Source organism: Mesorhizobium sp. M7A.F.Ca.US.005.03.1.1 (genome assembly GCF_003997975.1).
GTDB classification, from domain to species: domain Bacteria; phylum Pseudomonadota; class Alphaproteobacteria; order Rhizobiales; family Rhizobiaceae; genus Mesorhizobium; species Mesorhizobium ciceri.
In genome coordinates this window covers 20,878-41,909 of the sequence record NZ_RZRO01000024.1, presented here as the reverse complement: position 1 = coordinate 41,909, position 21,032 = coordinate 20,878, and the positions used below count along the sequence as shown (strand labels likewise).

Annotated in this window: 25 protein-coding genes; 14 read left to right on the top strand and 11 right to left on the bottom strand. The window is 63.2% G+C overall.

What is annotated here, in order from left to right:
- Positions 1-5: 5 nt before the first annotated feature.
- Positions 6-1,064, top strand: coding sequence for a polysaccharide deacetylase family protein (locus EN990_RS13145; protein WP_064995435.1), 1,059 nt, complete (start codon positions 6-8; stop codon positions 1,062-1,064).
- Positions 1,065-1,079: 15 nt separating this feature from the next.
- On the opposite strand, the gene EN990_RS13140 is transcribed toward EN990_RS13145, so the two are convergent.
- On the bottom strand, positions 1,080-1,295 hold the full coding sequence (locus EN990_RS13140; RefSeq protein ID WP_013532215.1) for a DUF2842 domain-containing protein: 216 nt from the start codon (positions 1,293-1,295) through the stop codon (positions 1,080-1,082).
- 198 nt (positions 1,296-1,493) lie between these two features.
- Here EN990_RS13140 and EN990_RS13135 point away from each other — a divergent pair, with 198 nt between their 5' ends.
- Positions 1,494-2,585, top strand: coding sequence for a COX15/CtaA family protein (locus tag EN990_RS13135; protein WP_082826667.1), 1,092 nt, complete (start codon positions 1,494-1,496; stop codon positions 2,583-2,585).
- Between the two features lie 25 nt (positions 2,586-2,610).
- Here EN990_RS13135 and EN990_RS13130 read toward each other — a convergent pair whose 3' ends face one another.
- The 3 genes from EN990_RS13130 to speB are packed head-to-tail and all read right to left on the bottom strand — an operon-like array spanning position 2,611 to position 5,414.
- Entirely contained in the window at positions 2,611-3,453 is an 843-nt protein-coding gene (locus EN990_RS13130; RefSeq protein WP_198327658.1) for an aminoglycoside phosphotransferase family protein, read from the bottom strand.
- Positions 3,450-4,376 (bottom strand): N-acetyl-gamma-glutamyl-phosphate reductase, encoded by a 927-nt coding sequence (gene argC, locus EN990_RS13125; RefSeq protein ID WP_013532212.1) that lies wholly within the window; start codon positions 4,374-4,376, stop codon positions 3,450-3,452. Before argC ends, EN990_RS13130 begins: the two co-directional genes overlap by 4 nt.
- A gap of 24 nt (positions 4,377-4,400) precedes the next feature.
- Positions 4,401-5,414 carry an agmatinase gene (gene speB, locus EN990_RS13120; protein ID WP_127369127.1) on the bottom strand — a complete coding sequence of 338 codons (1,014 nt, stop codon included), beginning with the start codon at positions 5,412-5,414 and terminating at the stop codon, positions 4,401-4,403.
- A gap of 123 nt (positions 5,415-5,537) precedes the next feature.
- Between speB and EN990_RS13115 the strand changes: the two genes are divergently transcribed.
- Positions 5,538-6,746 (top strand): acyltransferase, encoded by a 1,209-nt coding sequence (locus EN990_RS13115; RefSeq protein ID WP_024504663.1) that lies wholly within the window; start codon positions 5,538-5,540, stop codon positions 6,744-6,746.
- Positions 6,747-6,842: 96 nt separating this feature from the next.
- Positions 6,843-7,901: a glycerophosphodiester phosphodiesterase family protein gene (locus tag EN990_RS13110; protein ID WP_013532209.1), complete on the top strand. Its 1,059-nt coding sequence runs from the start codon at positions 6,843-6,845 to the stop codon at positions 7,899-7,901.
- A gap of 51 nt (positions 7,902-7,952) precedes the next feature.
- On the opposite strand, the gene EN990_RS13105 is transcribed toward EN990_RS13110, so the two are convergent.
- Positions 7,953-8,840, bottom strand: coding sequence for an aldo/keto reductase family oxidoreductase (locus EN990_RS13105; protein ID WP_127369050.1), 888 nt, complete (start codon positions 8,838-8,840; stop codon positions 7,953-7,955).
- 91 nt (positions 8,841-8,931) lie between these two features.
- Here EN990_RS13105 and EN990_RS13100 point away from each other — a divergent pair, with 91 nt between their 5' ends.
- Positions 8,932-9,831 (top strand): LysR family transcriptional regulator, encoded by a 900-nt coding sequence (locus EN990_RS13100; RefSeq protein ID WP_127366943.1) that lies wholly within the window; start codon positions 8,932-8,934, stop codon positions 9,829-9,831.
- A 191-nt stretch (positions 9,832-10,022) separates the two neighbouring features.
- Here the strand turns inward: EN990_RS13100 and rpsI are convergent, their stop codons facing one another.
- The 3 genes from rpsI to EN990_RS13085 form a co-directional block, all read right to left on the bottom strand.
- Complete coding sequence (gene rpsI / locus EN990_RS13095) at positions 10,023-10,505, bottom strand: 30S ribosomal protein S9 (protein WP_023810272.1); 483 nt, start codon at positions 10,503-10,505, stop codon at positions 10,023-10,025.
- Position 10,506: 1 nt separating this feature from the next.
- On the bottom strand, positions 10,507-10,971 hold the full coding sequence (rplM, locus tag EN990_RS13090) for a 50S ribosomal protein L13 (RefSeq protein ID WP_013532205.1): 465 nt from the start codon (positions 10,969-10,971) through the stop codon (positions 10,507-10,509).
- Positions 10,972-11,186: 215 nt separating this feature from the next.
- Positions 11,187-11,651 carry a PaaI family thioesterase gene (locus tag EN990_RS13085; protein ID WP_127369051.1) on the bottom strand — a complete coding sequence of 155 codons (465 nt, stop codon included), beginning with the start codon at positions 11,649-11,651 and terminating at the stop codon, positions 11,187-11,189.
- 154 nt (positions 11,652-11,805) lie between these two features.
- Here EN990_RS13085 and EN990_RS13080 point away from each other — a divergent pair, with 154 nt between their 5' ends.
- From EN990_RS13080 to EN990_RS13050, 8 genes are all read left to right on the top strand, one after another.
- On the top strand, positions 11,806-12,627 hold the full coding sequence (locus EN990_RS13080; protein ID WP_127369052.1) for an enoyl-CoA hydratase: 822 nt from the start codon (positions 11,806-11,808) through the stop codon (positions 12,625-12,627).
- A gap of 10 nt (positions 12,628-12,637) precedes the next feature.
- Positions 12,638-13,060 (top strand): VOC family protein, encoded by a 423-nt coding sequence (locus tag EN990_RS13075; RefSeq protein ID WP_027162400.1) that lies wholly within the window; start codon positions 12,638-12,640, stop codon positions 13,058-13,060.
- Positions 13,060-13,842 (top strand): AAA family ATPase, encoded by a 783-nt coding sequence (locus EN990_RS13070; RefSeq protein WP_013532201.1) that lies wholly within the window; start codon positions 13,060-13,062, stop codon positions 13,840-13,842. The genes EN990_RS13075 and EN990_RS13070 overlap by 1 nt, the downstream gene beginning before the upstream one ends.
- The gene (locus EN990_RS36115; protein WP_245460971.1) at positions 13,839-14,294 is read left to right on the top strand and encodes a hypothetical protein; all 456 of its coding nucleotides are present in this window, start codon (positions 13,839-13,841) and stop codon (positions 14,292-14,294) included. Before EN990_RS13070 ends, EN990_RS36115 begins: the two co-directional genes overlap by 4 nt.
- A gap of 20 nt (positions 14,295-14,314) precedes the next feature.
- Positions 14,315-14,602: a GNAT family N-acetyltransferase gene (locus tag EN990_RS36110; protein WP_245465106.1), complete on the top strand. Its 288-nt coding sequence runs from the start codon at positions 14,315-14,317 to the stop codon at positions 14,600-14,602.
- Positions 14,589-15,110, top strand: a complete 522-nt coding sequence (locus EN990_RS13060; RefSeq protein ID WP_127385281.1) for a CoA-binding protein — start codon at positions 14,589-14,591, stop codon at positions 15,108-15,110. Before EN990_RS36110 ends, EN990_RS13060 begins: the two co-directional genes overlap by 14 nt.
- A 226-nt stretch (positions 15,111-15,336) precedes the next feature.
- Positions 15,337-16,617 carry an O-acetylhomoserine aminocarboxypropyltransferase gene (locus EN990_RS13055; RefSeq protein ID WP_024504598.1) on the top strand — a complete coding sequence of 427 codons (1,281 nt, stop codon included), beginning with the start codon at positions 15,337-15,339 and terminating at the stop codon, positions 16,615-16,617.
- A 94-nt stretch (positions 16,618-16,711) separates the two neighbouring features.
- Positions 16,712-17,059 carry a cupin domain-containing protein gene (locus EN990_RS13050; protein WP_127369502.1) on the top strand — a complete coding sequence of 116 codons (348 nt, stop codon included), beginning with the start codon at positions 16,712-16,714 and terminating at the stop codon, positions 17,057-17,059.
- A gap of 397 nt (positions 17,060-17,456) precedes the next feature.
- Here EN990_RS13050 and EN990_RS13045 read toward each other — a convergent pair whose 3' ends face one another.
- From EN990_RS13045 to EN990_RS13040, 3 genes are read right to left on the bottom strand one after another with little or no spacing between them, the layout of a single operon-like run.
- Entirely contained in the window at positions 17,457-18,179 is a 723-nt protein-coding gene (locus EN990_RS13045) for a hypothetical protein (protein ID WP_245461032.1), read from the bottom strand.
- Entirely contained in the window at positions 18,127-18,498 is a 372-nt protein-coding gene (locus EN990_RS36105; RefSeq protein ID WP_245461033.1) for a hypothetical protein, read from the bottom strand. Before EN990_RS36105 ends, EN990_RS13045 begins: the two co-directional genes overlap by 53 nt.
- 51 nt (positions 18,499-18,549) lie before the next feature.
- The gene (locus tag EN990_RS13040) at positions 18,550-19,800 is read right to left on the bottom strand and encodes a cytochrome P450 (RefSeq protein ID WP_127369503.1); all 1,251 of its coding nucleotides are present in this window, start codon (positions 19,798-19,800) and stop codon (positions 18,550-18,552) included.
- A 103-nt stretch (positions 19,801-19,903) separates the two neighbouring features.
- On the opposite strand from EN990_RS13040, the gene EN990_RS13035 reads away from it, so the two are divergent.
- Positions 19,904-21,007 carry an FAD-dependent oxidoreductase gene (locus EN990_RS13035; RefSeq protein ID WP_063167788.1) on the top strand — a complete coding sequence of 368 codons (1,104 nt, stop codon included), beginning with the start codon at positions 19,904-19,906 and terminating at the stop codon, positions 21,005-21,007.
- Positions 21,008-21,032 lie beyond the last annotated feature (25 nt).

Sequence of the window (21,032 nt, the reverse complement as noted above, 5' to 3'; positions counted from 1 at the left end):
AATGAATGATCGACGGCGGGGAGGCAATCCGGAAACTGGCGCTGAACGTCGCCCGCTATACCGGCCTTGCACCGCTGGCCAAGCCGTTCATCGGCGGCATTGGCGCCATCCTGATGCTGCACCGTGTTACCGCGACGCCGGAAAAGCCGGACGGCGTCAACCGGCATCTGAATATCGCGCCCGGGTTCCTCGATGCCATGATCGCCGACATGAAGGCGCATGGCTATGCCTTCGTCTCCATGGACGAAGCCGTCGAGCGCATCAAGGCGGGCGGCAAAGGCGGTCAGTTTGCCACGATCACCGCCGACGATGCCTATCGCGACAATATGGTCGAGGCGCTGCCGGTGCTGGAGAAGCACGGCGCGCCGATCACCATCTATGTCGCGCCCGGGCTGATCAACGGCACAGCCGACCTGTGGTGGGACGTTGTCGAGGACATCGTCAACGCGCGCGATACCTTGACGCTGACGCGGCCGAAGGGTCCGCTGACGATCGATTGCTCGACCCCCGCGAAGAAGCTGCAGGCCAATGCACGCCTGCACGCCTATCTCACCTCCGAAATCCGCGAGAAGGACCTGCAGGCGGTGTTGCGCGATCTGGCTCGCGCAAATGGCATCGACGCCGACGGTCCGCGCCTGCGCACATTGATGAACTGGGACGAAATCCGCCGCATCGCCGCGCATCCGCTGGTGACGATCGGCGCCCATACGATCAACCACAGCAATCTGAAGCGGCTCTCCGAAGCCGATGCCCGGCACGAGATCGGCGCCGTGCGCGCCATGTTGCTGGCCGAACTGGGCGAAGAGCCCCGCCATTTCGCTTACCCCTATGGCTATGCGAGTGCCGTAGGCTGTCGCGAAGTCGGCTTTGCCCGTGACGCAGGCTACACCTCTGCCGTGACGACGCGCCACGGCGTGCTGCGCGCCGAACATGCCGGGTTCCTGCATGCTTTGCCGCGGATTTCCGTCAACGGCCGCTATCAGAGCCTCGCCCATATTCGCACCATGCTGTCGGGCGTGACGACGCCGCTCGCCAATGCCGGCAAGATGGTCGTCACCATCTGACGCTGGCGGTTTCGCCTAGCGCTTGGCCCTCGGCTCCAGCATCAGCCATTTGATGATGCCCATTGCCGGCAGCACCCAGAGCAGGCCGCTGAGCAGGAAGAACAGGAAATGCACCCACGGACCCGACTCCGACAGCCGGGCGACCGCGAAGATCGATGCGACCAGCGCATAGATGATGACCAGCGCCACCAGCAGAAACATTCCGATCAGCTTTTTCAGGCGCAGGGGCATGGTTGGTCTCCTGATCGAGCATGCCGGAATTTGCACAGGCGGCCTGGCAGGCTCAAGGGGTAACGGCCTCGCATAGGCCTTGAGGCGAGACTGCGCAACCGGTGAGACGCGGCGCGACGGCGTGCCGCGCCGGATGGTCTTGCCAGCACGGGTGCGATGGTCCACCAATCCGCCAAATCAACCTGCCGGGACAAGATCATGGCTGCCATATCAGCTGCCGCGCCATACGTCGCCCGCGACCGCGACCTGCATAACCGGGCGCTGCTGCGCGCCTGGCTCTATGTGGTGCTTCTGGTGCTGTTTGCGCTGGTGCTGGTCGGCGGCGCCACCAGGCTCACCGATTCCGGCCTGTCGATTACGCAGTGGAAGCCGATCCATGGCGTGATCCCGCCGCTCAACGATGCCGAGTGGCAAGAGGAATTCCAGCTCTACCAGCAGATCCCGCAATATGCCGAGCTCAACAAGGGCATGGGCATCGAAGCGTTCAAATCGATCTTCTGGTGGGAATGGGCGCATCGCATCCTGGCGCGCAGCGTCGGCCTGGTCTTCGCCTTGCCGCTGCTGTTCTTCTGGGCGACGCGCCGCATCGAGCGCGGCCTGGGTCGGAAACTCGTGGGCATTCTGCTGCTTGGCGGCCTGCAAGGCGCCATCGGCTGGTGGATGGTGGCCTCTGGCCTGGTCGACCGGGTCTCCGTCAGCCAGTACCGGCTGGCGACCCACCTGACCCTTGCCGCACTGATCTTCACCGCCACCATGGTGGTCGCGCGCGGGTTGGCGCCGCATTCCGAGCCTGCCGCCGATAGGTCGACGCAGAGGCTGGCCGGCTTCATCGTGCTGCTGGCGCTGATCCAGATCTATCTCGGCGGCCTGGTCGCCGGGCTCGATGCGGGCCTGAGCTACAACACCTGGCCGCTGATGGACGGCAAGATCATTCCCGGCGATCTGCTGATCCTCGAGCCGGCATGGCGCAACTTCTTCGAGAGCCCGAAGACGGTGCAGTTCGTCCATCGGCTTGGCGCTTACACGGTATTCGTCGTGGCCTTGTGGCACATGATCGCCACGCGCCGGCGGCTGCCAGGCTCGACGCATGCGCGCCGCGCGACGCTGCTGTTTCTACTGGTGCTGGTGCAGGCCTCGATCGGCGTCGGCACGCTGCTCATGCATGTGCCGTTGCATATGGCGCTGACCCATCAGGGATTTGCGCTGATCGTGCTGGGCTTTGCAGCAGCCCATTGGCGCGGCACCAAGGGCGCCTATCCCTTGCCGACGGGAATAGCGCTCAGGGGCTGATCCCGAGCCGATCTACTGGGTCGGATCAGAAGCTTGCCCGCACCGCCCGGATCGCCTTGACGATCGACATTTCGCGATTCTCCTCGACCGCATTGTCGTCCTCGTGATGCCAGGACGCCGACAGGCATCCATAGGCAATGGCATGATCGAGGATAGCGGTCGGTGTCTGGCTCAGTGTTCTGGCAAAGATCTCGGCCATATCAGCGATCCGCTTCGGATCGAGGCAGAGATCGTCCCGGTCGAGCGGGTTGTAGAACATGTTCGCCGCGTCGAAGCCGGGATCGCCGAGCACGCCCTTCGGATCGATCGCCAGCCAGCCGCGCGGCCCGTGCAGGATGTTTTCGTGATGCAGATCGCCATGCAGGGGCCTGATGTCGTGCGGATCGGCCAGCAGCCGCTCGGCGATGACGGCTGCCTCGACATAGAGGCTGTCAAGGCCGGCGTCGCGATCGGTATTCGCCTTGTCGAACAGGCTGGCGAAGCGTTCCCGGAGCGGCTGAAGCTCGGGCGGGTAGGGGGCTTTCCCCCGTGAAAACAGTTTTGCCATCAGCTCCGCCGCGATTGCGGTCGCGGCAAAGTCGCCCTGTTCGTCGAGAACCTGCTGCAGCAGGGTTTCACCGGCATATTCGAGCAGCATGCTGTGGCCGTCGCGGCCGAGCAGACGCACCGCGCCTTCGCCGCGCCGCCAGGCGAGATAGTGCTCTCCGCGCAACTCGTCGGCGACGTCATCGAAAGGCTTCAGCGCCTTGACGATCGCCGGCGATCCGTCTTCGCGCAAAACCTTCCAGATGCGGCTCGAAAAGGTCTCGGCAATGAGTTCGGGCGCGCTGACTTTCCAGCGCGCCGGAAAGGCTGGCGTGTCCATCAGAGGCCGAGCATCAGATCCATGTTCTGGACGGCGGCACCCGAGGCGCCCTTGCCGAGATTGTCGTAGACCGCCAGCAGCAGGGCCTGCGCCCGTTTGTCGTTGGCGAAGACATAGACCTTCATCCGGTTGGTGCCGTTGTAGATCTCCGGATCGATCTCCGGCATGCGCTCCGAATGCGCATAGGGCGCCACCTCGACCACACCGCCCTTGATGGCGGCGAAATGGTCGGCAATCGCCGCATGCAGCTCCGCACCGGTCGGCACATGGTCGAGGCCGCCGAGTTGCAATGGCACCACGGTGATCATGCCTTGCGCGAAATTGCCGACCGCCGGCTGCATGATCGGATCATGCGACAGCCTTGCATAGGCCCTCAATTCCGGCACGTGCTTGTGCTGCAGGGTGAGGCCGTAAGGCAGGAATTCCGAGGCGTCCTCGCCCTTGGCGACGTAGTCCTCGATCATCGGCCGTCCGCCGCCCGAATAGCCCGAAATGCCGTTGACGGTGATCGGAAAATCCGCCGGCAGCAGGCCTGCTGTGACCAGCGGCCGCAGCGTCGCGATCGGTCCCTGCGGCCAGCAGCCTGGGTTGGCGACGCGCTTTGCCGAGGCAATCGCCTTTGCCTGGTCCTTGTCCATCTCGGCGAAACCATACGCCCAGCCCTCCGCCACGCGATGCGCGGTCGACGCATCGATGACCCTGGTGGTGTCGTTGGCGATCAGCGAGACGCTTTCCTTCGCCGCGTCGTCGGGCAGGCACAGGATAGCGACATCGGCGGCATTGAGGAACTCGGCACGTGCCGCCGTTTCCTTGCGACGCTCGGTGGGGATGGAAATGATCTCCAGATCACCGCGCTCGGCAAGCAGCGCCCTGATCTGCAGGCCGGTGGTGCCGTGTTCGCCGTCGATGAAGATTTTCGGTTTCATGGGTTGTTCAAATTCCCTGAGTTTTCAATACTGTATGCCCTGGCCTTGAATCACTGCGGCACCATTGTGATTGCCGTTGTTCAGCTCTTCAAGCCGGGCTTTCCGTTCAGCAAGCAGACCGAGATACTGCATGGCCACCATCGAGCCGGCGATTGCCGTTATATCGGCGTGATCATAGGCCGGCGCAACCTCTACGACATCGGCGCCGACAATATCGATCTGGTTGAGCTGGCGCAGCGTCGACAGGATCTTGGCCGAGGACGGCCCGCCGGCAACCGGCGTGCCTGTGCCGGGCGCATAGGCCGGATCGAGGCAGTCGATGTCGAAGGTGAGATAGGTCTTTTTGCCGCCGGTGCGGTCGACAATGGCGTAGGCAATGTCGGACGCCCGCATCTCCTCGATTTCATGGCCATGGAGGATCTTGATGCCGAACGTGTCGGGCGCATGGGTGCGGATGCCGATCTGGATCGACCGGTCGGGATCGATGATGCCTTCCTTGACGGCGCGACCGACGAAGGAGCCGTGGTCGATGCGCTTGCCGTCGTCCGGCCAGGTGTCCTGGTGGGCGTCGAACTGCACCAAAGCGAGCGGACCATGGATGGCGGCATGCGCCTTGAGTAGTGGCCAGGTGACGAAATGATCGCCGCCGAGCGTCAACAGGAAGGCGCCTGATTTGAGGATCTTCGCCGCTTCGCGCTCGATCGTGCCGGGCGTCTTCTGATGGTTGCCCGAATCGAGCAGGCAATCGCCATAGTCGACGACCGCCAGATGCTCGAACAGATCGCGTGAAAAGGGATACTGCGGGTCGTTGTCGAGGATCGCCGAGGCACGGCGGATCGCCTGCGGCCCGAAGCGGGCGCCAGGCCGGTTGGTGACGGCGGCATCGAAGGGAATACCCCACACCACCGCATCCGCGCCCTTCACGTCCTTGGTGTATTTGCGCCGCATGAACGACAGCGCGCCGGAATAGGTCGGCTCGAACGCGGCGCCCGTTTTGGAACGGGCGGTGAAGGCGTTGTCGATGGTGTGGTTCGCCATTACGGATCCTCGTTTTTCATCGGGTTGCAACAACTACAGAACCGGCACGGAAGATGCCAGTCATAGCTTGGCGAGACGGAATGGCGCTGCCCGAGTGCCACGGCAAGACAGGATTGTATCATCATGACCCAGACCGCGTTTCTCAACCCCACCCGTGCCGCGGCGTCGACCCACACCGGCACGGTCGCCGGCGAACGCTTCCTGGTCCTCGATTCGTGGCGCGGCATCTGCGCGCTTCTGGTGGCGCTGTTTCACTTTCCTACCGGTTCGACGATTTCGCAAAGCGCCTTCATCGGTTCGTCCTACCTGTTCGTCGATTTCTTCTTCGTCCTTTCCGGCTTCGTCATCGCCAGCAGCTACGGCGATCGGCTCAACCAGCCGGGACAGGTCGCGCGTTTCGCCCTGGTCCGTTTCGGCCGCATCTACCCGCTGCATCTGCTCATGCTTGCCGCCTTCGCCGGTTTCGAGCTGCTGCGGCTGATGCTGCCGCAATTGCACGGCACGGGGGCTGCCCCCTTCACCGGCGGCTTCGACCTCAACAGCCTGCTTGCCAATCTCCTTCTGCTGCAGGGTGTCGGCTTCGAGGATCAATTGACCTGGAATGCGCCGAGCTGGAGCATTTCGGCCGAGTTCTTCGCCTATCTCCTGTTTGCCGGCGTGGTCTTCGTCGCCGGCGCGCGCGCCTGGATATGGTTCGTCGCGGCCGCCGTCACCGCGCCGCTGTTCCTGCTCGGCTTCTCGACCCATCATATGGATGTGTCCTTCGATTTCGGCTTCATCCGTTGCCTGTACGGCTTCTCGCTCGGCGCCTTGCTGGCCTGGTTTCAGCATGATTCCATCGCAGGGGCGCGACAGGCTCTCGCCAGGGGCGGCCCGCGGATGGACTGGACCCTTGCCGAAATCGTCATGGTGGCCGTCATCGTGCTTTTCGTTTCGCTGGCGGGCGACAATGACTTCGGCATCGCGGCACCCCTGGTGTTCGCGCTGGCGCTGTTTCTGTTCGCCCATGAGGGTGGCTGGATCAGCGCCTTGCTCAGAGCCCCGTTCATGCTGACGCTCGGCGCGCTGTCCTATTCGATCTACATGGTCCACATCTTCGTCCAGGCGCGCCTGATCAACGTCGCGGGGCTCGTCGAGCGCAAGCTCGGCCTTGGCCTGATCGGCGACTTCATGCTGCGCGGCCAGCCTGCCACCGGCTTCGGTGCCGGCTGGACGGGGGCGGTGGCGATCGTCGTCATGCTCGCCGCTACCATTGCCGCCTCCTGGATCACCTGGCGTTTTGTCGAGATGCCGGCCATGGCGTGGTTCCGCAGGCTCTCGAAACGCATCTGACGCACCTGCTGCGAGTATTCCGCTAGCCGGCTTCGTTCACCCAGATGTCACGGGCGTCGCCTATCCGGGTGTCGATCCGGCAAGGAGCGATTCTCGATGCGGACCATCTGGCTGAGTTTTCTGCTTTACACGGCCGTGGCAGCCGCCTCTGGCCAGGCCTTGGCCGGCGAGACCCGCGCCAGACAGATCCTCGACCGCTTCGAGCATGCCAACCAATGGCGCGATCACGTCATGGTGGCTGCGCATCGCGCCGGCAGCATGCAGGCCGGCAAGACGCTCTACGCGGAAAATTCGATTGCCGCCGTGGAGGGCTCGATCGCCATGGGCGCCGAAATCGTCGAGGTCGACATCAGGCGCTCGAAGGACGGCGAGTTCGTCGTCATGCATGACAGCTGGCTCGACCGCACCACGACCTGCAAGGGCGAGGTGGTCATGTACACGCTGGCCGAACTGAAGACATGCCGGCTGGTGGTCGAGGGCACCGGTGCGGCGACAAGTGAAACAGTCTCGACGCTGCACGAGATGCTGATGGCGACCAGAAACCGCATCCTCATCAACCTCGACAACAAGCTCGACGTCGGCGCCCTCCCGGGCATGATTGCGGTCGCTCGCGGTCTCGGCATGGCCGAACAGGTCATCGTCAAGGAGAACCTGTGGAATTCACAACGGATTTCCACGGTCAAGGCCGCCATGGAGACCATTGGCGGCGGCTTCCAGTTCATGCCGATCATCGCCGATGACGCGGTGCATGACGCCGGTTTCGCCGGGACGGTCGACCGCGCCTTCTCGCCGCGCGCGATCGAGTTGATCAACTGGCGGGCAGGCGCCGAGACGCTGACCGAGACGGGCGGGCCGCTGTTCAGCACGCGCATGCGCGCGGCCGCAGTCAGGGGCAACTGGCACATCTGGGCCGACACCTACGCCATCGCCAACAAACCGGGCGGCTTCCTCGCCGGCGGCCGCGGCGACGAACTGGCGGTGCAGGCCAGCCTGCCGCGCGAAAGCTGGGGTTTCTGGGCCGATCGCGGCGCCACCATCATCCAGACCGACGAGCCGAAGGCGGCAATCGACTGGCTGGCCGCGAATGGTTTTCGCGTGCCTTATGCCGACGAGGCGCGGCCGGTTGAGCCGGCGAATACGGCGAGCATCAATTAAGCGGCGGCTGACGCTGCCAATCTCCCTCACGAGGGGGGAGATTGGTTAGCTTCAAGCCGCTAGCGCCACGCCGTCCAGTTCGCTAAGCGCATCCTGTGGCAATTCCAGTTCAGCCGCAGCGAGGTTCTCCCCGAGATGCCCGACCGACGATGTGCCGGGGATCAGCAGGATGTTGGGCGCGCGGCGCAGCAGCCAGGCGAGCGCGACCTGCATTGGCGTGGCGCCGAGGCGCGCCGCGATTTCCGACAGGGTGGAGGATTGCAGCGGGTTGAAGCCGCCGAGCGGGAAGAACGGCACATAGGCGATGCCATCGCGGGCAAGATCGTCGATCAGGGCATCGTCGCCGCGATGCGCCAGATTGTACTGGTTCTGCACGCAGACGATCTCGGCGATCCCCCGTCCTTGCGCGATCTGCGCCGGCGTCACGTTGCTCAGCCCGATGTGCCTGACCAGACCCTGTTGTTGGAGCTCGGCCAGCACGGTGAGCGGCGCTTCGATCGATCCCTCGGCGGGGCCATGGGTATCGAACATGATGCGTAGGTTGACGACATCGAGCACCTCGAGCCCGAGATTGCTGAGATTGTCGTGTACCGCCTGGGTGAGCTCTTCCGCGGAAAAGGCCGGCAGCCACGATCCATCCGCGCCGCGCCGGGCACCGATCTTGGTGACGATGACGAGATCTTGGGGGTAGGGCGCCAGCGCCTCGCGGATCAGCCGGTTGGTGACGTGCGGACCGTAGAAGTCGCTGGTGTCGATATGGTCGACGCCTTGCGCAATCGCCTCGCGCAGCACGGCCAATGCCGCGTCATGATCCTTGGGCGGCCCGAACACGCCGGGTCCCGCGAGTTGCATGGCACCGTAGCCGAGCCGCTTCACGGTGCGGCTGCCAAGCTTGAAGGTGGCGGGGGCGAAGGTGCCGGATTGTTGGATGTTGGACATGATTGATCTCCTATGAGGAGGCAGAGATAGGCGCTGCCCAACCTCGTGATAATCCGGTACAATCCACACAGGCCGTGCGGAATGGCGAACAATGATGGACCTCAGCGATCTGAATGCTTTCGTGGCGGTGGCGCGCGCCGGCGGCTTTCGCGACGGCGCGCGTGCGAGCGGCGGCAGCGCCTCCGGCCTGAGTGAGGCGGTGCGTCGCCTGGAAGTGCAGCTCGGTGTCAGGCTGTTCAACCGCACGACGCGCAGCGTTGTCCCAACCGAGGCGGGCCTCAGCCTTCTGGAGCGGCTCGGCCCGGCGCTGTCGGAGGTGGAGGCGGCGCTGGACGTGGTGAACGGTTTTCGCGACAGGCCGGCGGGCTCGTTGCGTCTCAACGTGCCGGTCAGTGCTGCGCGGCTGATATTGCCCGACATCGTCCCTGGTTTCCTCGCCGCCTATCCTGGTATCCGGCTGGAGGTGATCGCCGACGAGAACTTCGTCGACGTGCTGGCGGCCGGCTGTGACGCCGGCATCCGCTATGACGAGCGGCTGGAACAGGACATGATCGCGGTGCCGATCGGGCCGCGCGTGCAGCGTTTCGCCACCGCCGCCAGCCCTGCCTATCTTGCTCGCCATGGGCGCCCGCAACACCCGAGCGACCTGCTTGGCCACTCCTGCGTGCGTGGGCGCTTTGCCAGCGGTGCGATGCTGCCGTGGGAATTCGAGCGAGACGGCGAGGTGGTGCGGGTCGATCCGACAGGCCCCTTGATCGTGCGGATCGGCGGGGCGACGGATCTTGCCGTCGACGCCGCTATTGCCGGCACCGGCATCATCGGCCTCTTCGAGGGCTGGCTGCGCCCTTACTTCGACAGCGGCGCTCTTGAGCCCGTGCTCGAACCGTGGTGGCAGAGTTTTCCCGGACCGTTTCTCTATTATCCCGGCCGGCGCCTGGTTCCGGCCCCGCTGCGGGCGTTCATCGACTATATCAAGGGCGGCAAGGCCTGACCTGTTTCCGGCGCCATCACCCCACCCGGCGCTTCGCGCCGACCTCCCCATTGGGGAGGTAGGGCGCCGCGCTCTTCTAGCTCCCCTCGATGGGAAGGTCGCGCCGTAGGCGTGGGTGGGGTGACTGCCGAGCCGCAAACAAAAAGGCCGCCCGGAGGCGGCCTTTTCGATTGTCTGAAGCTGCGAAGTGCTTAGCGCTTGGAAAACTGGAAGCTACGACGGGCCTTGGCCTTGCCGTACTTCTTGCGCTCGACGACGCGGCTGTCGCGGGTCAGGAAGCCGCCCTTCTTGAGCACGGCGCGCAGCGTCGGCTCGTAGTAGGTCAGCGCCTTGGAGATGCCGTGACGCACGGCGCCAGCCTGGCCGGAGAGACCGCCGCCGACGACTGTCGCGACGATGTCGTACTGGCCGGCGCGGTTGGAGGCGATGATCGGCTGGTTGAGGATCATCTGCAGGACCGGACGCGCGAAATAGGTCGCGAATTCCTTGTCGTTGACGATGATCTTGCCGGAACCCGGCTTCACCCAGACGCGCGCAATGGCGTTCTTGCGCTTGCCGGTGGCATAGGCGCGGCCCGACTTGTCGAGCTTCTGGACGTGGACGGGGGCCGCCGGCTGGGTATTGGTGTTGCCGGTGGCGGCGCCCAGTTCTGCGAGCGAGGAAAGCTCAGCCATCTTATGCGACCTTCTTGTTCTTGGCGTTCAGCTTGGCCACGTCGAGCACGACGGGCTGCTGGGCGACATGCGGATGCTCGGCGCCTGCATAGACGCGCAGGTTCTTCATCTGGCGACGGCCGAGCGGGCCACGCGGGACCATGCGCTCAACGGCCTTCTCGACGACACGCTCGGGGAAACGACCCTCGAGCAGCTGGCGCGCGGTGCGCTCCTTGATGCCGCCTGGGTGGCCGGTGTGCCAGTAATAGACCTTGTCGGTGAATTTCTTGCCGGTGAACACCACCTTGTCGGCATTGATGACGATGACGTTGTCGCCGTCGTCGACGTGCGGGGTGAAGGTCGGCTTGTGCTTGCCGCGGAGATGATTGGCGATGACAGTGGCCAGACGACCGACGACGAGACCTTCGGCGTCGATCAGGATCCACTTCTTCACCACATCCGCAGGCTTCTGCGAAAAGGTTGTCATGTTTTCTGCTCTCGGTTTTGACCTTCATAAGAGAAGGCGTTTCTTGTTGCTTGGATTGGCGAAAGGCGCTTGCCCGCCGCCAATAACAAAACGGCGGCCTTTGCGGGCCGCTGCTTCGTGGAGGCTTATAGGCGAGGGTGGTGACCGCGTCAAGGCGAACGAAAAGGTAGATATCAGGTAAAATGTAGCAAAAACAATAACTTGAACAAAAGGTATTATTTTACCACATCACCATTCCGCTTCGGCGGGATCGAATAGGTGCCGGTGGCATGCGCCACCGTGTCTCCGTCTGGGCCGGCAACGATGTCGATGTCGAACACCATCAGGCTCTTTCCCAGCTTCAGGATGCGGCAATGGCCGTCGATCGGTCCTGCCTCGGCCTTGCGCACGAAATTGATGTCGAGGTTGACGGTGACCGAAAGCGCATCCGGCCCGGCATGGCTGAGCACGCAGACGTAGCCGCCAATGTCGGCCAGCGTGAACAGCGAGGGGCCGGACACCGTGCCGCCGGGACGCAAATGCCGTTCGCCGGCGTTGAGCCGCACGGTGCAGCCGCCCGGGAACACGTCGATCGCCTCGAAATATTTGAACTGCTCATTGAGCTGCGGATAGACGGTTTCCATCAGCGCATTGACTTGTTGCGCGGTCAGCACGGGCTTGAGGTTGGTCTGAGCGGGCATGTCTTAGTCTCTCGCTTTGCGCCAGGCCTGTATGAGCGCAGCGCGGCATTTCTGACAACCTTCGTCCCCTGGCGCAAGCGATCGGTGTTGGACGAAACCTGATCCGGTATTAAATAGTCTGGCAGCCCCAGCGGAATCGCGGAGAACCTTATCCATGGCCGAAATCCTTGCCATCAAGCCTGCCGCCGTTGAGGGTCCGGTGGTTGCACAACTGGACAAGGGCGTGCTGCGCCTCACACTCGCCAATCCGCCTGCCAACGCGCTGTCGCTGGCGGTGATGGCGGCGCTGACGGCCGAACTCGAGCGCGCCAGGGCCGACAAGGCCGTTCGCGTCATCGTCTTGTCGGCTGCCGGCAAGGTGTTCTGCGCCGGCCACGATCTCAAGGAAATGACCGCGCGCCGCACTGACGCCGATCATGGCAAGGCCTTTTTCGCAGAGACGTTTGCCGCTTGTGCGACGCTGATGCAGGCGATCGTGCGTCATCCAGTGCCTGTCATCGCCGAGGTTGACGGCCTGGCCACCGCCGCCGGGCTGCAACTGGTCGCCAGCTGCGACCTGGCGATCGCTTCGCATGAGGCGACCTTCTGTACGCCGGGTGTCAACATCGGCCTGTTCTGCTCGACGCCGATGGTGGCGCTGTCGCGCAACGTCTCGCGCAAGCATGCGATGGAGATGCTGTTGACCGGCGAGACCATCGATGCGGCAACCGCCAAGGAATTCGGCCTGGTCAACCGCATCGTGCCGCGCGAATACCTGAATCAGATCGTCACCAAATACGCGCAAACCATTGCTTCCAAATCATCTTTGGTGGTCAAGACGGGCAAGGAGGCGTTTTACGCGCAGGCCGAAATGGGGCTGGCGGATGCTTACACCTATACCGGCCGGATCATGGTCGAAAACATGCTCGCGCGCGACGCCGAGGAAGGCATCGGCGCCTTCATCGGCAAGCGCAAGCCGGAATGGACGGACGAATAGGAGCAGCACCATGGAGCCGCGAATCTCTATCATTACCATCGCCACCGATGATCTGGACCGCGCGGTGCGCTTCTACGAGGCTATGGGCTTGAAGCGGCATGCCGGTATCACCGACGGTGTCGCCTTCTTCCAGATGGGCGGCGTCATTCTTGGTCTGTTCCCACGTGCCAGCGCAGAAGAGGATTCCGGCATCGCCTTCGCCGCGGCGCCATCGGCGGTCTACCTCGCCTACAACACCCGCTCCGACGCCGAAGTCGACGACGTGCTCGCCAGGGCGGAAAAAGCCGGCGGCCGCATCGTCAAGCCGGCCGGCCGCGCCTTCTGGGGCGGCTGGTACGGCTACTTCGCCGACGCCGACGGGCATGTCTGGGAAGTGGCGCACAATCCGGCCTTTCCGATCGCCGAAGACGGCACGATTTCGCTACCTGGCTGATGGCCCATCGCAAGCAGCTGACGCGGCTCAAGGCTCCCTATCTGAAGCGCATCCTGCTCGATGCCGTGCGGGTCGAGGATTGGGAAAAATATCCATGGAACCTGCCGCTGTTTCGCGGCCACGACTTCGAACTCGAATTCACCACGCCGATCACCATCATCGTCGGCGAGAACGGCACCGGCAAATCGACGCTGCTCGAGGCGATCGGTGCGCTGGCCGGCTATGACGAAGCCGGTGGCGGCAAGGGATATAGGCCGGTCGACCATTCCAGCGCCATCGACAAGAGCGGTGCTGCGCTGGCAAACACGTTCCGTGGCCACTGGCTGCCGAAAGTCACTGCCGGCTGGTTCTTTCGTGCCGAATCCTTCTACTCCGTGGCCCGATATCTCGATCAGGCGGCACTGGAAGACCCTTTCAGGCCCCCGCCGCCGGACTTCCTGTCCTGGTCGCATGGCGAGGGCTTTATCCGTTTTTTCGAGGAGCGCTGCCGCAGGCAAGGCATCTACATCCTCGACGAACCCGAAAGCGCACTGTCGCCGACGCGACAGATCGAGCTGCTCAAGATGCTGCGGCGCATGGACCAGTCGGGCACCGCGCAAGTGATCATGGCGACGCATTCGCCGCTGCTGATGGCTTGTCCTGGCGCGCGGCTGTTCCGCATCAGCCGGTTCGGGCTCGATCCCACGGATTTCAGCGATACCGATCATTTTCGCATGATGCGCGACTTCTGCACCGATCCGCAGGCCTTTATGGAGGAAGCGCTGCGGGAGGATGACGCGTGAGCGCCGGCGATGATGACCTCAACTGGCGCGTCGAGCAGGCGTGCCGCGAAGGCTGGCCGGCGGCGACCGAGACGTTGGTTGATGGCTGGCTTCTGCGGCGATCGGGCGGACGGATCCGGCGTACCAATTCGGCCAATCCCTTGCGCGGCGAGCGTGGCGCGCCTGATGCAGTCATCGACGCCGCCGAGTCCTTCTACATCGGCCACGGCCAGACGCCCTTGTTTCGGGTTCCAGGCATCGCCGGCGAGCTCGAAGCCGCTCTCGACCATCGCGGCTACCAGCCGGAAGGCGGCACGATCCATCTCCATGCCGGGATCGGCGACCTGGCTGAATTTCGCGATGAGCAGGTCACCGTTTTGAAGGTGCCGGGCGAGGACTGGCTCGCGGCGCGGTTCCGCATGGGAGCCTTTGACGACGCCGAGCGCCGCATCTTTCGCGAGATGACGGGCTGATCGTCGGCGACCGGGCGTTTGTGTCCTATGAACGCGACAGCCAAATTGCCGCCCTGGCCTATGGTGTCATCCGCAATGGCCTGCTTGTGGTGGAATCGGTTGAAACCGATGGCCGTTTCAGGCAGCAAGGCCTGGGCCGCAAAACCGTCGGCGGCCTCATCGGCTGGGCGCGGCGGGCAGGGGCTCACGCCGCATGCTTGCAGGTGGTGGCCGACAACACACCGGCCCGCGCACTCTATGCCTCGCTTGGGTTCAGCCGTGAACTTTACCGATACCACTACCGTAGGAAGCCGCATGAACCACGATAGCTACGACAACACTTACATTGCCGGCATCCTCAATTCGGTGAAGACCGTTGCCATGGTCGGCGCGTCCGCCAATGATGTGCGGCCAAGCTATTTCGTGCTGAAATATCTGCTGGCCAAGGGATTTTCGGTGTTTCCGATCAATCCTGGCCAGGCCGGCAAGGAGATCCTCGGCCGGATGACCTATGCGAGGCTCGCCGATATTCCGGAGCCGATCGACATGGTCGACATTTTTCGCGCGCCGGCGGCGGTGCCCGGCATCGTCGACGAGGCGTTGCGGCTCGATCCCTTGCCGAAAGTGATCTGGATGCAGCTTGGCGTGCGCCATGACGAAGCAGCCGCGCGCGCCGAGGCCGCCGGCATCAAGGTGGTGATGAACCGCTGCCCCAAGATCGAATATGGCAAGCTGTCCGGCGAGATCGGTTGGACCGGCGTCAATTCCGGCGTGCTGTCGTCGAAGAAGCCGCTGATGCGGTCGGGATTCCAGAGTTTTGGCGTGCGGCAGAAGTAGTGCACGTCGCTCAAAAGTGCGCAGCGGTTTTGGGATAACGACGTGCACCAAAAGCAAGGCCTGACGCGCGATGCGCCTTAGGCGCAAAATTATTCCTTAGGCCAGCGCATTTTCTCGGGCCTCGGCCGCAGATCGCTAGCCGAAGGGTATTTTCTTCTTTGCATTCGCGCTCATGCTTCGCCAAGAATGCCCGGCGATTTCAAGAGTTTCAAAAGGGAGGTTTTCAGTGACCCGCACGCCAGGTTTCAACACGCTCGCCGTCCACGCCGGTGCCAAGCCCGATCCGGCGACCGGCGCGCGCGCCACGCCGATCTACCAGACGACCTCCTTCGTCTTCGACGATGCAGACCATGCCGCGTCGCTGTTCGGGCTGAAGGCCTTCGGCAACATCTACACCCGCATCATGAACCCGACCCAGGCGGTGCTGGAAGAGCGCATGGCGGCCCTTGAAGGCGGCACGGCGGCACTCGCGGTCGCCTCCGGCCATGCGGCGCAGGTGATCGTGTTCCACAATCTGATGCAGCCGGGCGACAATTTCGTCGCGGCCAACAAGCTTTACGGCGGTTCGATCAACCAATTCGGCCATGCCTTCAAGAATTATGGCTGGGAGGTGCGATGGGCCGACACCAACGATATCTCGACCTTCGAAAGCCAGATCGACGACAGGACCAAGGCGATCTTCATCGAAAGCCTCGCCAATCCGGGCGGCACCTTCGTCGACATCGAGAAGATCGGCGACATCGCGCGCAAGCACGGCCTGCCGCTGATCGTCGACAACACACTGGCCTCGCCCTACCTCATCCGGCCGATCGAGCATGGCGCCGACATCGTCGTCCATTCGCTGACCAAATTCATCGGCGGTCACGGCAATTCGATCGGCGGCGCCATCGTCGACGGCGGCACCTTCGACTGGTCGAAATCGGGCAAATACCCGATGCTGTCGGAACCGCGCCCTGAATATGGCGGCCTCGTTCTGCACGAAACCTTCGGCAATTTCGCCTTCGCCATTGCCGCGCGCGTGCTTGGCCTGCGCGACCTCGGCCCGGCGATCTCGCCGTTCAACGCATTCCTGATCCTGACCGGCCTGGAAACCTTGCCGCTGCGCATGCAGCGCCACTGCGATAACGCCGTGACGGTTGCTGCCTGGCTGTCCAATCATCCCAAGGTCGCGTCGGTGAACTACCCCGGCCTGCCCTCGGACAAGAACAATGCACTGCAGAAGAAGTACTCACCACTTGGCGCCGGCGCCGTGTTCACCTTCGCGCTGAAGGGCGGCTATGACGCCGGCGTCAAATTCGTCGAGGCGCTCGAACTGTTCTCGCATCTGGCCAATGTCGGCGACACCAAGTCTCTGGTCATCCACCCGGCCTCGACCACGCACCGCCAGCTATCCGACGAGCAGAAGGTCAAGGCTGGCGCAGGACCGGACACGGTGCGGCTGTCGATCGGCATCGAGGACGTCAACGACATCGTCGCCGACCTCGAACAGGCGCTCGCCAAGGTCTGATTCTTTTACCCTCCCCCTTGTGGGGAGGGTCGGCGCGCAGCGCCGGCGTGGGGGTGAGCCGGCGGATTGCCGGCTCTTTCATGGAGAACAAGTCTTGTCCGTGCACTACTTGACGATATCGACCGACAGCGTCGAACCCGAATCTGGCGCGCCGGCGCCGGATCGGCTGATCTCGGGCGATCCCAAATTCCGCACCTGGAATGTCGAGGAGCGGGAGGGCGGCCTCTACGCCGGCATCTGGGAATCGACCCCCGGCAAATGGCGCATCGCCTATGACGAATGGGAGTTCTGCCACATCCTGTCCGGCGTTTCGGTGGTGACGGAGGACGATGGGCAGGCGCGCACCGTCAAGGCCGGCGACAGTTTTGTGCTCAGGCCCGGCTTCAAGGGCAGCTGGGAAGTGCTTGAAACGACTCGCAAGGAGTATGTGATCAAGCTCTGATCGCTTTCATGAACAATAACAGCGGAGAGCTTGCGCTAGTTTGAAATTCCAGTACAATTAGGTATGGATGCATATAAAATAGCTGTCACTATTGCTTGTATATTTGCGGATGTCTGGATCATAAATTTTTGCATTTCAGTTGTGTTTCCAGCGATCAAATCAGGAATCTATCCTGCGCCCGGTAGGGTCTACCTGCGAGAAATGCACCCGAAGAGATTTTGGTTGGCGATAGTGTTCTTTCCAACGTTGGCGGTTTTTGCGGTGGCCTCGACGATACTGCTGGTATTTAGCATTTGAGGGAAAGTATCGGCCTCCAATAGAGGTTTCCCGCAAGAATCCGAATTTCATTGTCCCGGCTATCTCGGCTCCTCGGTCTGTCGCCAGCGTGCCGGTTTGTCTACTTCGCCGGAAACTGGCTAAGGTAGGCTTCCGAGGCCTTGTCGTGGAAAGTCAGCACGTCGGCGTCCTGCGCCTCGATGTCCGCGTCGGAGATCTCGTCGCGATAATACTGCACCATGAGATCGAGTCCCTCCTGGCTGATGCCCTGCGTCGGCATCTCGCGGGCGAGGCAGCCGCACAGGGTGAGCGCACGGTCCGGTGATCCGATCTTGTGGTTGGTGAGAATGAAATCCTGCGCCGGACAGGCATCGAGAAAGCCGTCAAAACTCAACTTCTGCTGCGGCTGGTCGCCATGGTTGAAATAGGCTGGCGGCCATTGGTTCTTGCCGCTGGCGACATCGCAGCCGGTGCCGACATCCTTGGCACTGTTCTGGACGGCAAGCAGCGCCGTCCACTTTTCACCCGTCGGATATTCGAAGTTTTCTGCCAGCGACGCGGTGTACATGTCGAGATCGGCCTGCGTGAGGCTGGTTACCTGAAACCGGTTGAGCTGGCACTGGCATTCGGCGCTCACGCGCTCGGCTTCGCCCTCCGCCGGCTGCTCGTTGGATTTGCTTTTCTGGCAAGCCGCCAGGAAGGCCGCGCCGTCGAGCGACGAGGCCGGGAAGGCGGAGGCGTCGAGATAGCGCTTGCCGTCCCAGCCGATCGTCATCTGGTCGGACTGCATGTCAAGAAAACCGTTTCGCTTGAAGGCGCTGAGCCCGATCTTGTCCTGCGGCACCAGCCTCGCCCCCGGAATGTCGCCGAGAACCCTCCTGGTAGCTGTCGCCTTCCAGGACAAACAGGAAGTTGCCGCAGTTGGTGCCATCACAGCCGGGCGCATGGCGATAGGCGAAAATCTCCGGAAAACCGTCGAGGTTGAGATCGACCTCGATGGCAAAGGATGTCGGCGGCAGGCCCTTCGACCCGGTCTGCCGCTCCAGCAGAACCGTCGCCATTTTCTGGGCGATGGCCATGCTGTTTTGCCACGGGATGTTTTCCGGCTGCTGCTGGGCGGCCGCGATCTCAGGGAATGCGCACGCCAGCGCCAGGGCAAACAACGTCGCCCGTATCGAAAACAATCTCATATCGCAGCCCCTGGCTCGCGATCGTCAGAAGCCGACGGCAAGCGTCTCCAGCCCGTGGAAGTGATAAGTGTCGCGGAAGCTTGGGGTTTCGGCAAGATGCAGCTCTGGGTGGCGTTCGAACAGGGTTTTCAGCGACACCTGCAATTCGAGCCGGGCCAGCGGCGCGCCGATGCAGAAATGGATGCCGGCACCGAACGATACGTTCTTCTGGTCCGCGCGATCGGGCCGGAAGGCTTGCGGTACTGCAAAGGCGCGCGGATCGTGATTGGCCATCCCCAGCAGCAGCCCGATCGTCTGGCCCGGCTGCACGACGATGCCGGGCGAGAGTTCGATCTCCTGATAAGCGTAGCGTGTGAACATATGCAGCGGCGCATCGAAGCGCAGGCATTCCTCGACCGTTGCCGCGGTCGCTTCGGGTGAGCCGAAGAAGCGGCTGACATCGCCGCCTTGCATAAGGATCGAACGGACGGCGTTGCCGGTCTGATGCACGGTCGCCTCATGACCGGCATTGAGCAGCAGGATCGTCGAGGACACCATCTCGTCCTCCGACAGTTTCTGGCCGCCCTCTTGCGCCGAGATCAGCAGCGACAGCAGGTCGTCGCCGGGGTTCTTGCGGCGCTCGGTGACGTAGCCGCGCAGGAAATCGGCGAACTCGCCAGCGGCTCGGTTGGCCGTCTCTTCGATCTCGCGGGTGCGGCCATGGATGTACATGGCGACCATCTGGTGCGACCAGTCGAGCAGTTGCGGCCCCATCTCGACCGGCACGCCGAGCATTTCGGCAATGATGGTGATCGGCAAGGGCGCCGCGAAGGCCGGCAGCAGGTCGACTGTCTTGCCCGGGTCGAAACGGTCGATCAGTTCGTTGGCGAGCGCTTCGACGCGCGGCCGCAGCCGTTCGACCTGACGTGAGACGAAGGCACGGTTCACCAGTGTTCTGAGCCGCGTGTGCACGGGTGGCTCCAATTCCAGCATCGAATTGGCTTCGATGCCGTCGAAAGCCCTGAGATGGCTACGGTCCTGTCCGATACCGCGACTGTCTGGAATGCCGGCCGGATTCTGGCGGCCGAAACGGCGGTCGCGCAGCAGCCGGTTGACGTCGTCGAAGCCGCCAAAGCACCAGAAGCCGAATTCTTCCCAGAAGAAGGCATTCGATAGGCCGTGGAGGAAAGCATAGGCATCATAAGGGTTTTGAAAAAAAGCCGGCTCGTGCGGGTCGAGCCGCAGATGTCGAGTGGCTGGATCAAAGGCCAGGGCAGGTGGCGTCAATTTGCTCATGCCAGACCAATAGCGCGGCTTGCCAGCCTGGTTCCAGACCGTATGTTGGCGCCCGCAATCCAATACGTTGAGCCAGCCGACCGGCTGCGGAAAGTCTGATTTGATGAAGGTGATCGTTGTCGGTGCGGGTATTGCCGGCCTCTCGACCGCGTGGTCGCTGGTCAAGGCGGGTCACAGCGTTTCGATCGTCGAGCAGGGGCCGATCCCAAACCCGTTGGCCGCCTCGGGCGACCACCACCGCATCATCCGCCGCGCTTACCGCGCGGGGACCGGCTACGGCCGGCTGATCACCGAAGCCTACCAGGCCTGGGACGAGATGTGGGCCGACCTCGGCGAAAACCATCTCGATCCCAGAGGATTTGTCTGCATTTCGCGCGAGCCCGGCGACGAGGCCGAGGAATATCGCGAGGGCCTGGAAGAAGGCAATTTTCCGTTCGAACTGCTGGAGCCCGATGCAGCCGTGAAACGCTGGCCGTTTCTGGAAGCCGGGTCGTTTCGCTACGCCTATTTCTCGACCGAAGGCGGCGCCCTGCATTGCCGCAAGATCGCGTCCGGCCTGGCAAAGTGGCTGCGCGCCAACGGCGCCAATGTCTACGAAAACAGCAAGGTCGTCGAGGTCGACGCCGAAGCCGGCCACATCGTGCTCGAAAGCGGCGAGACGATGCAGGCCGACCGCATCGTCGTCGCCGCAGGCGCCTGGGTGCTAAAACTGTTTCCGGAACTGGACGGAGAATTGAAGACCTATCGAACCGCACTTGCCTATGTCGAACCGCCGGCCGACCTCAAGGCGGCCTGGCAGGCGGCACCGGTCGTGCTCGATGTCGGCGGCGCGATCGACGGCTATGTGATCCCGCCCTCCGGCGGCGCCGGCATGAAATTCGGTTCCGGGCTGCACAGGGTGCCGACCAGCGACGCCGACTGGAACCGTCAGCCGGTGGCGGGCGAGGGCGAGGCGATCCGCAACCTGTTTTCGCCGCCGATCGCCCGCATCGCGGAGTATCGCGTGACCGAGGTCGTCACCTGCGCCTACACTTTCACATCAGACGAAAAATTCATGGCGCATGGAAAGGGCAAATGCCTTGTTGTCTCGGCATGCTCCGGCCACGGCTACAAGTTCGGCGCGGCGGTCGGCAGGCGCGTTGCCGCTGCTGTCGGCGATGGGGATATCGCCGGTCTGAAGGCATGGCTGCGGGCGGAGGTCGCCTGAAACACGAGGCCAAATCCGCAGCGGT

Coding starts and splice junctions, on each gene's coding strand:
- EN990_RS13145 (WP_064995435.1), top strand. CDS start 6: ATGATCGACGGCGGGGAGGCAATCCGGAAACTGGCGCTGAACGTCGCC.
- EN990_RS13135 (WP_082826667.1), top strand. CDS start 1,494: ATGGCTGCCATATCAGCTGCCGCGCCATACGTCGCCCGCGACCGCGAC.
- EN990_RS13035 (WP_063167788.1), top strand. CDS start 19,904: ATGAAGGTGATCGTTGTCGGTGCGGGTATTGCCGGCCTCTCGACCGCG.
- EN990_RS13070 (WP_013532201.1), top strand. CDS start 13,060: ATGGCCCATCGCAAGCAGCTGACGCGGCTCAAGGCTCCCTATCTGAAG.
- EN990_RS13110 (WP_013532209.1), top strand. CDS start 6,843: ATGCGGACCATCTGGCTGAGTTTTCTGCTTTACACGGCCGTGGCAGCC.
- EN990_RS13140 (WP_013532215.1), bottom strand. CDS start 1,295: ATGCCCCTGCGCCTGAAAAAGCTGATCGGAATGTTTCTGCTGGTGGCG.
- rplM (WP_013532205.1), bottom strand. CDS start 10,971: ATGACAACCTTTTCGCAGAAGCCTGCGGATGTGGTGAAGAAGTGGATC.
- EN990_RS13040 (WP_127369503.1), bottom strand. CDS start 19,800: ATGAGCAAATTGACGCCACCTGCCCTGGCCTTTGATCCAGCCACTCGA.
- EN990_RS13085 (WP_127369051.1), bottom strand. CDS start 11,651: ATGCCCGCTCAGACCAACCTCAAGCCCGTGCTGACCGCGCAACAAGTC.
- rpsI (WP_023810272.1), bottom strand. CDS start 10,505: ATGGCTGAGCTTTCCTCGCTCGCAGAACTGGGCGCCGCCACCGGCAAC.
- EN990_RS13100 (WP_127366943.1), top strand. CDS start 8,932: ATGATGGACCTCAGCGATCTGAATGCTTTCGTGGCGGTGGCGCGCGCC.
- EN990_RS13115 (WP_024504663.1), top strand. CDS start 5,538: ATGACCCAGACCGCGTTTCTCAACCCCACCCGTGCCGCGGCGTCGACC.
- argC (WP_013532212.1), bottom strand. CDS start 4,376: ATGAAACCGAAAATCTTCATCGACGGCGAACACGGCACCACCGGCCTG.
- speB (WP_127369127.1), bottom strand. CDS start 5,414: ATGGCGAACCACACCATCGACAACGCCTTCACCGCCCGTTCCAAAACG.
- EN990_RS13075 (WP_027162400.1), top strand. CDS start 12,638: ATGGAGCCGCGAATCTCTATCATTACCATCGCCACCGATGATCTGGAC.
- EN990_RS13080 (WP_127369052.1), top strand. CDS start 11,806: ATGGCCGAAATCCTTGCCATCAAGCCTGCCGCCGTTGAGGGTCCGGTG.
- EN990_RS13105 (WP_127369050.1), bottom strand. CDS start 8,840: ATGTCCAACATCCAACAATCCGGCACCTTCGCCCCCGCCACCTTCAAG.
- EN990_RS13060 (WP_127385281.1), top strand. CDS start 14,589: ATGAACCACGATAGCTACGACAACACTTACATTGCCGGCATCCTCAAT.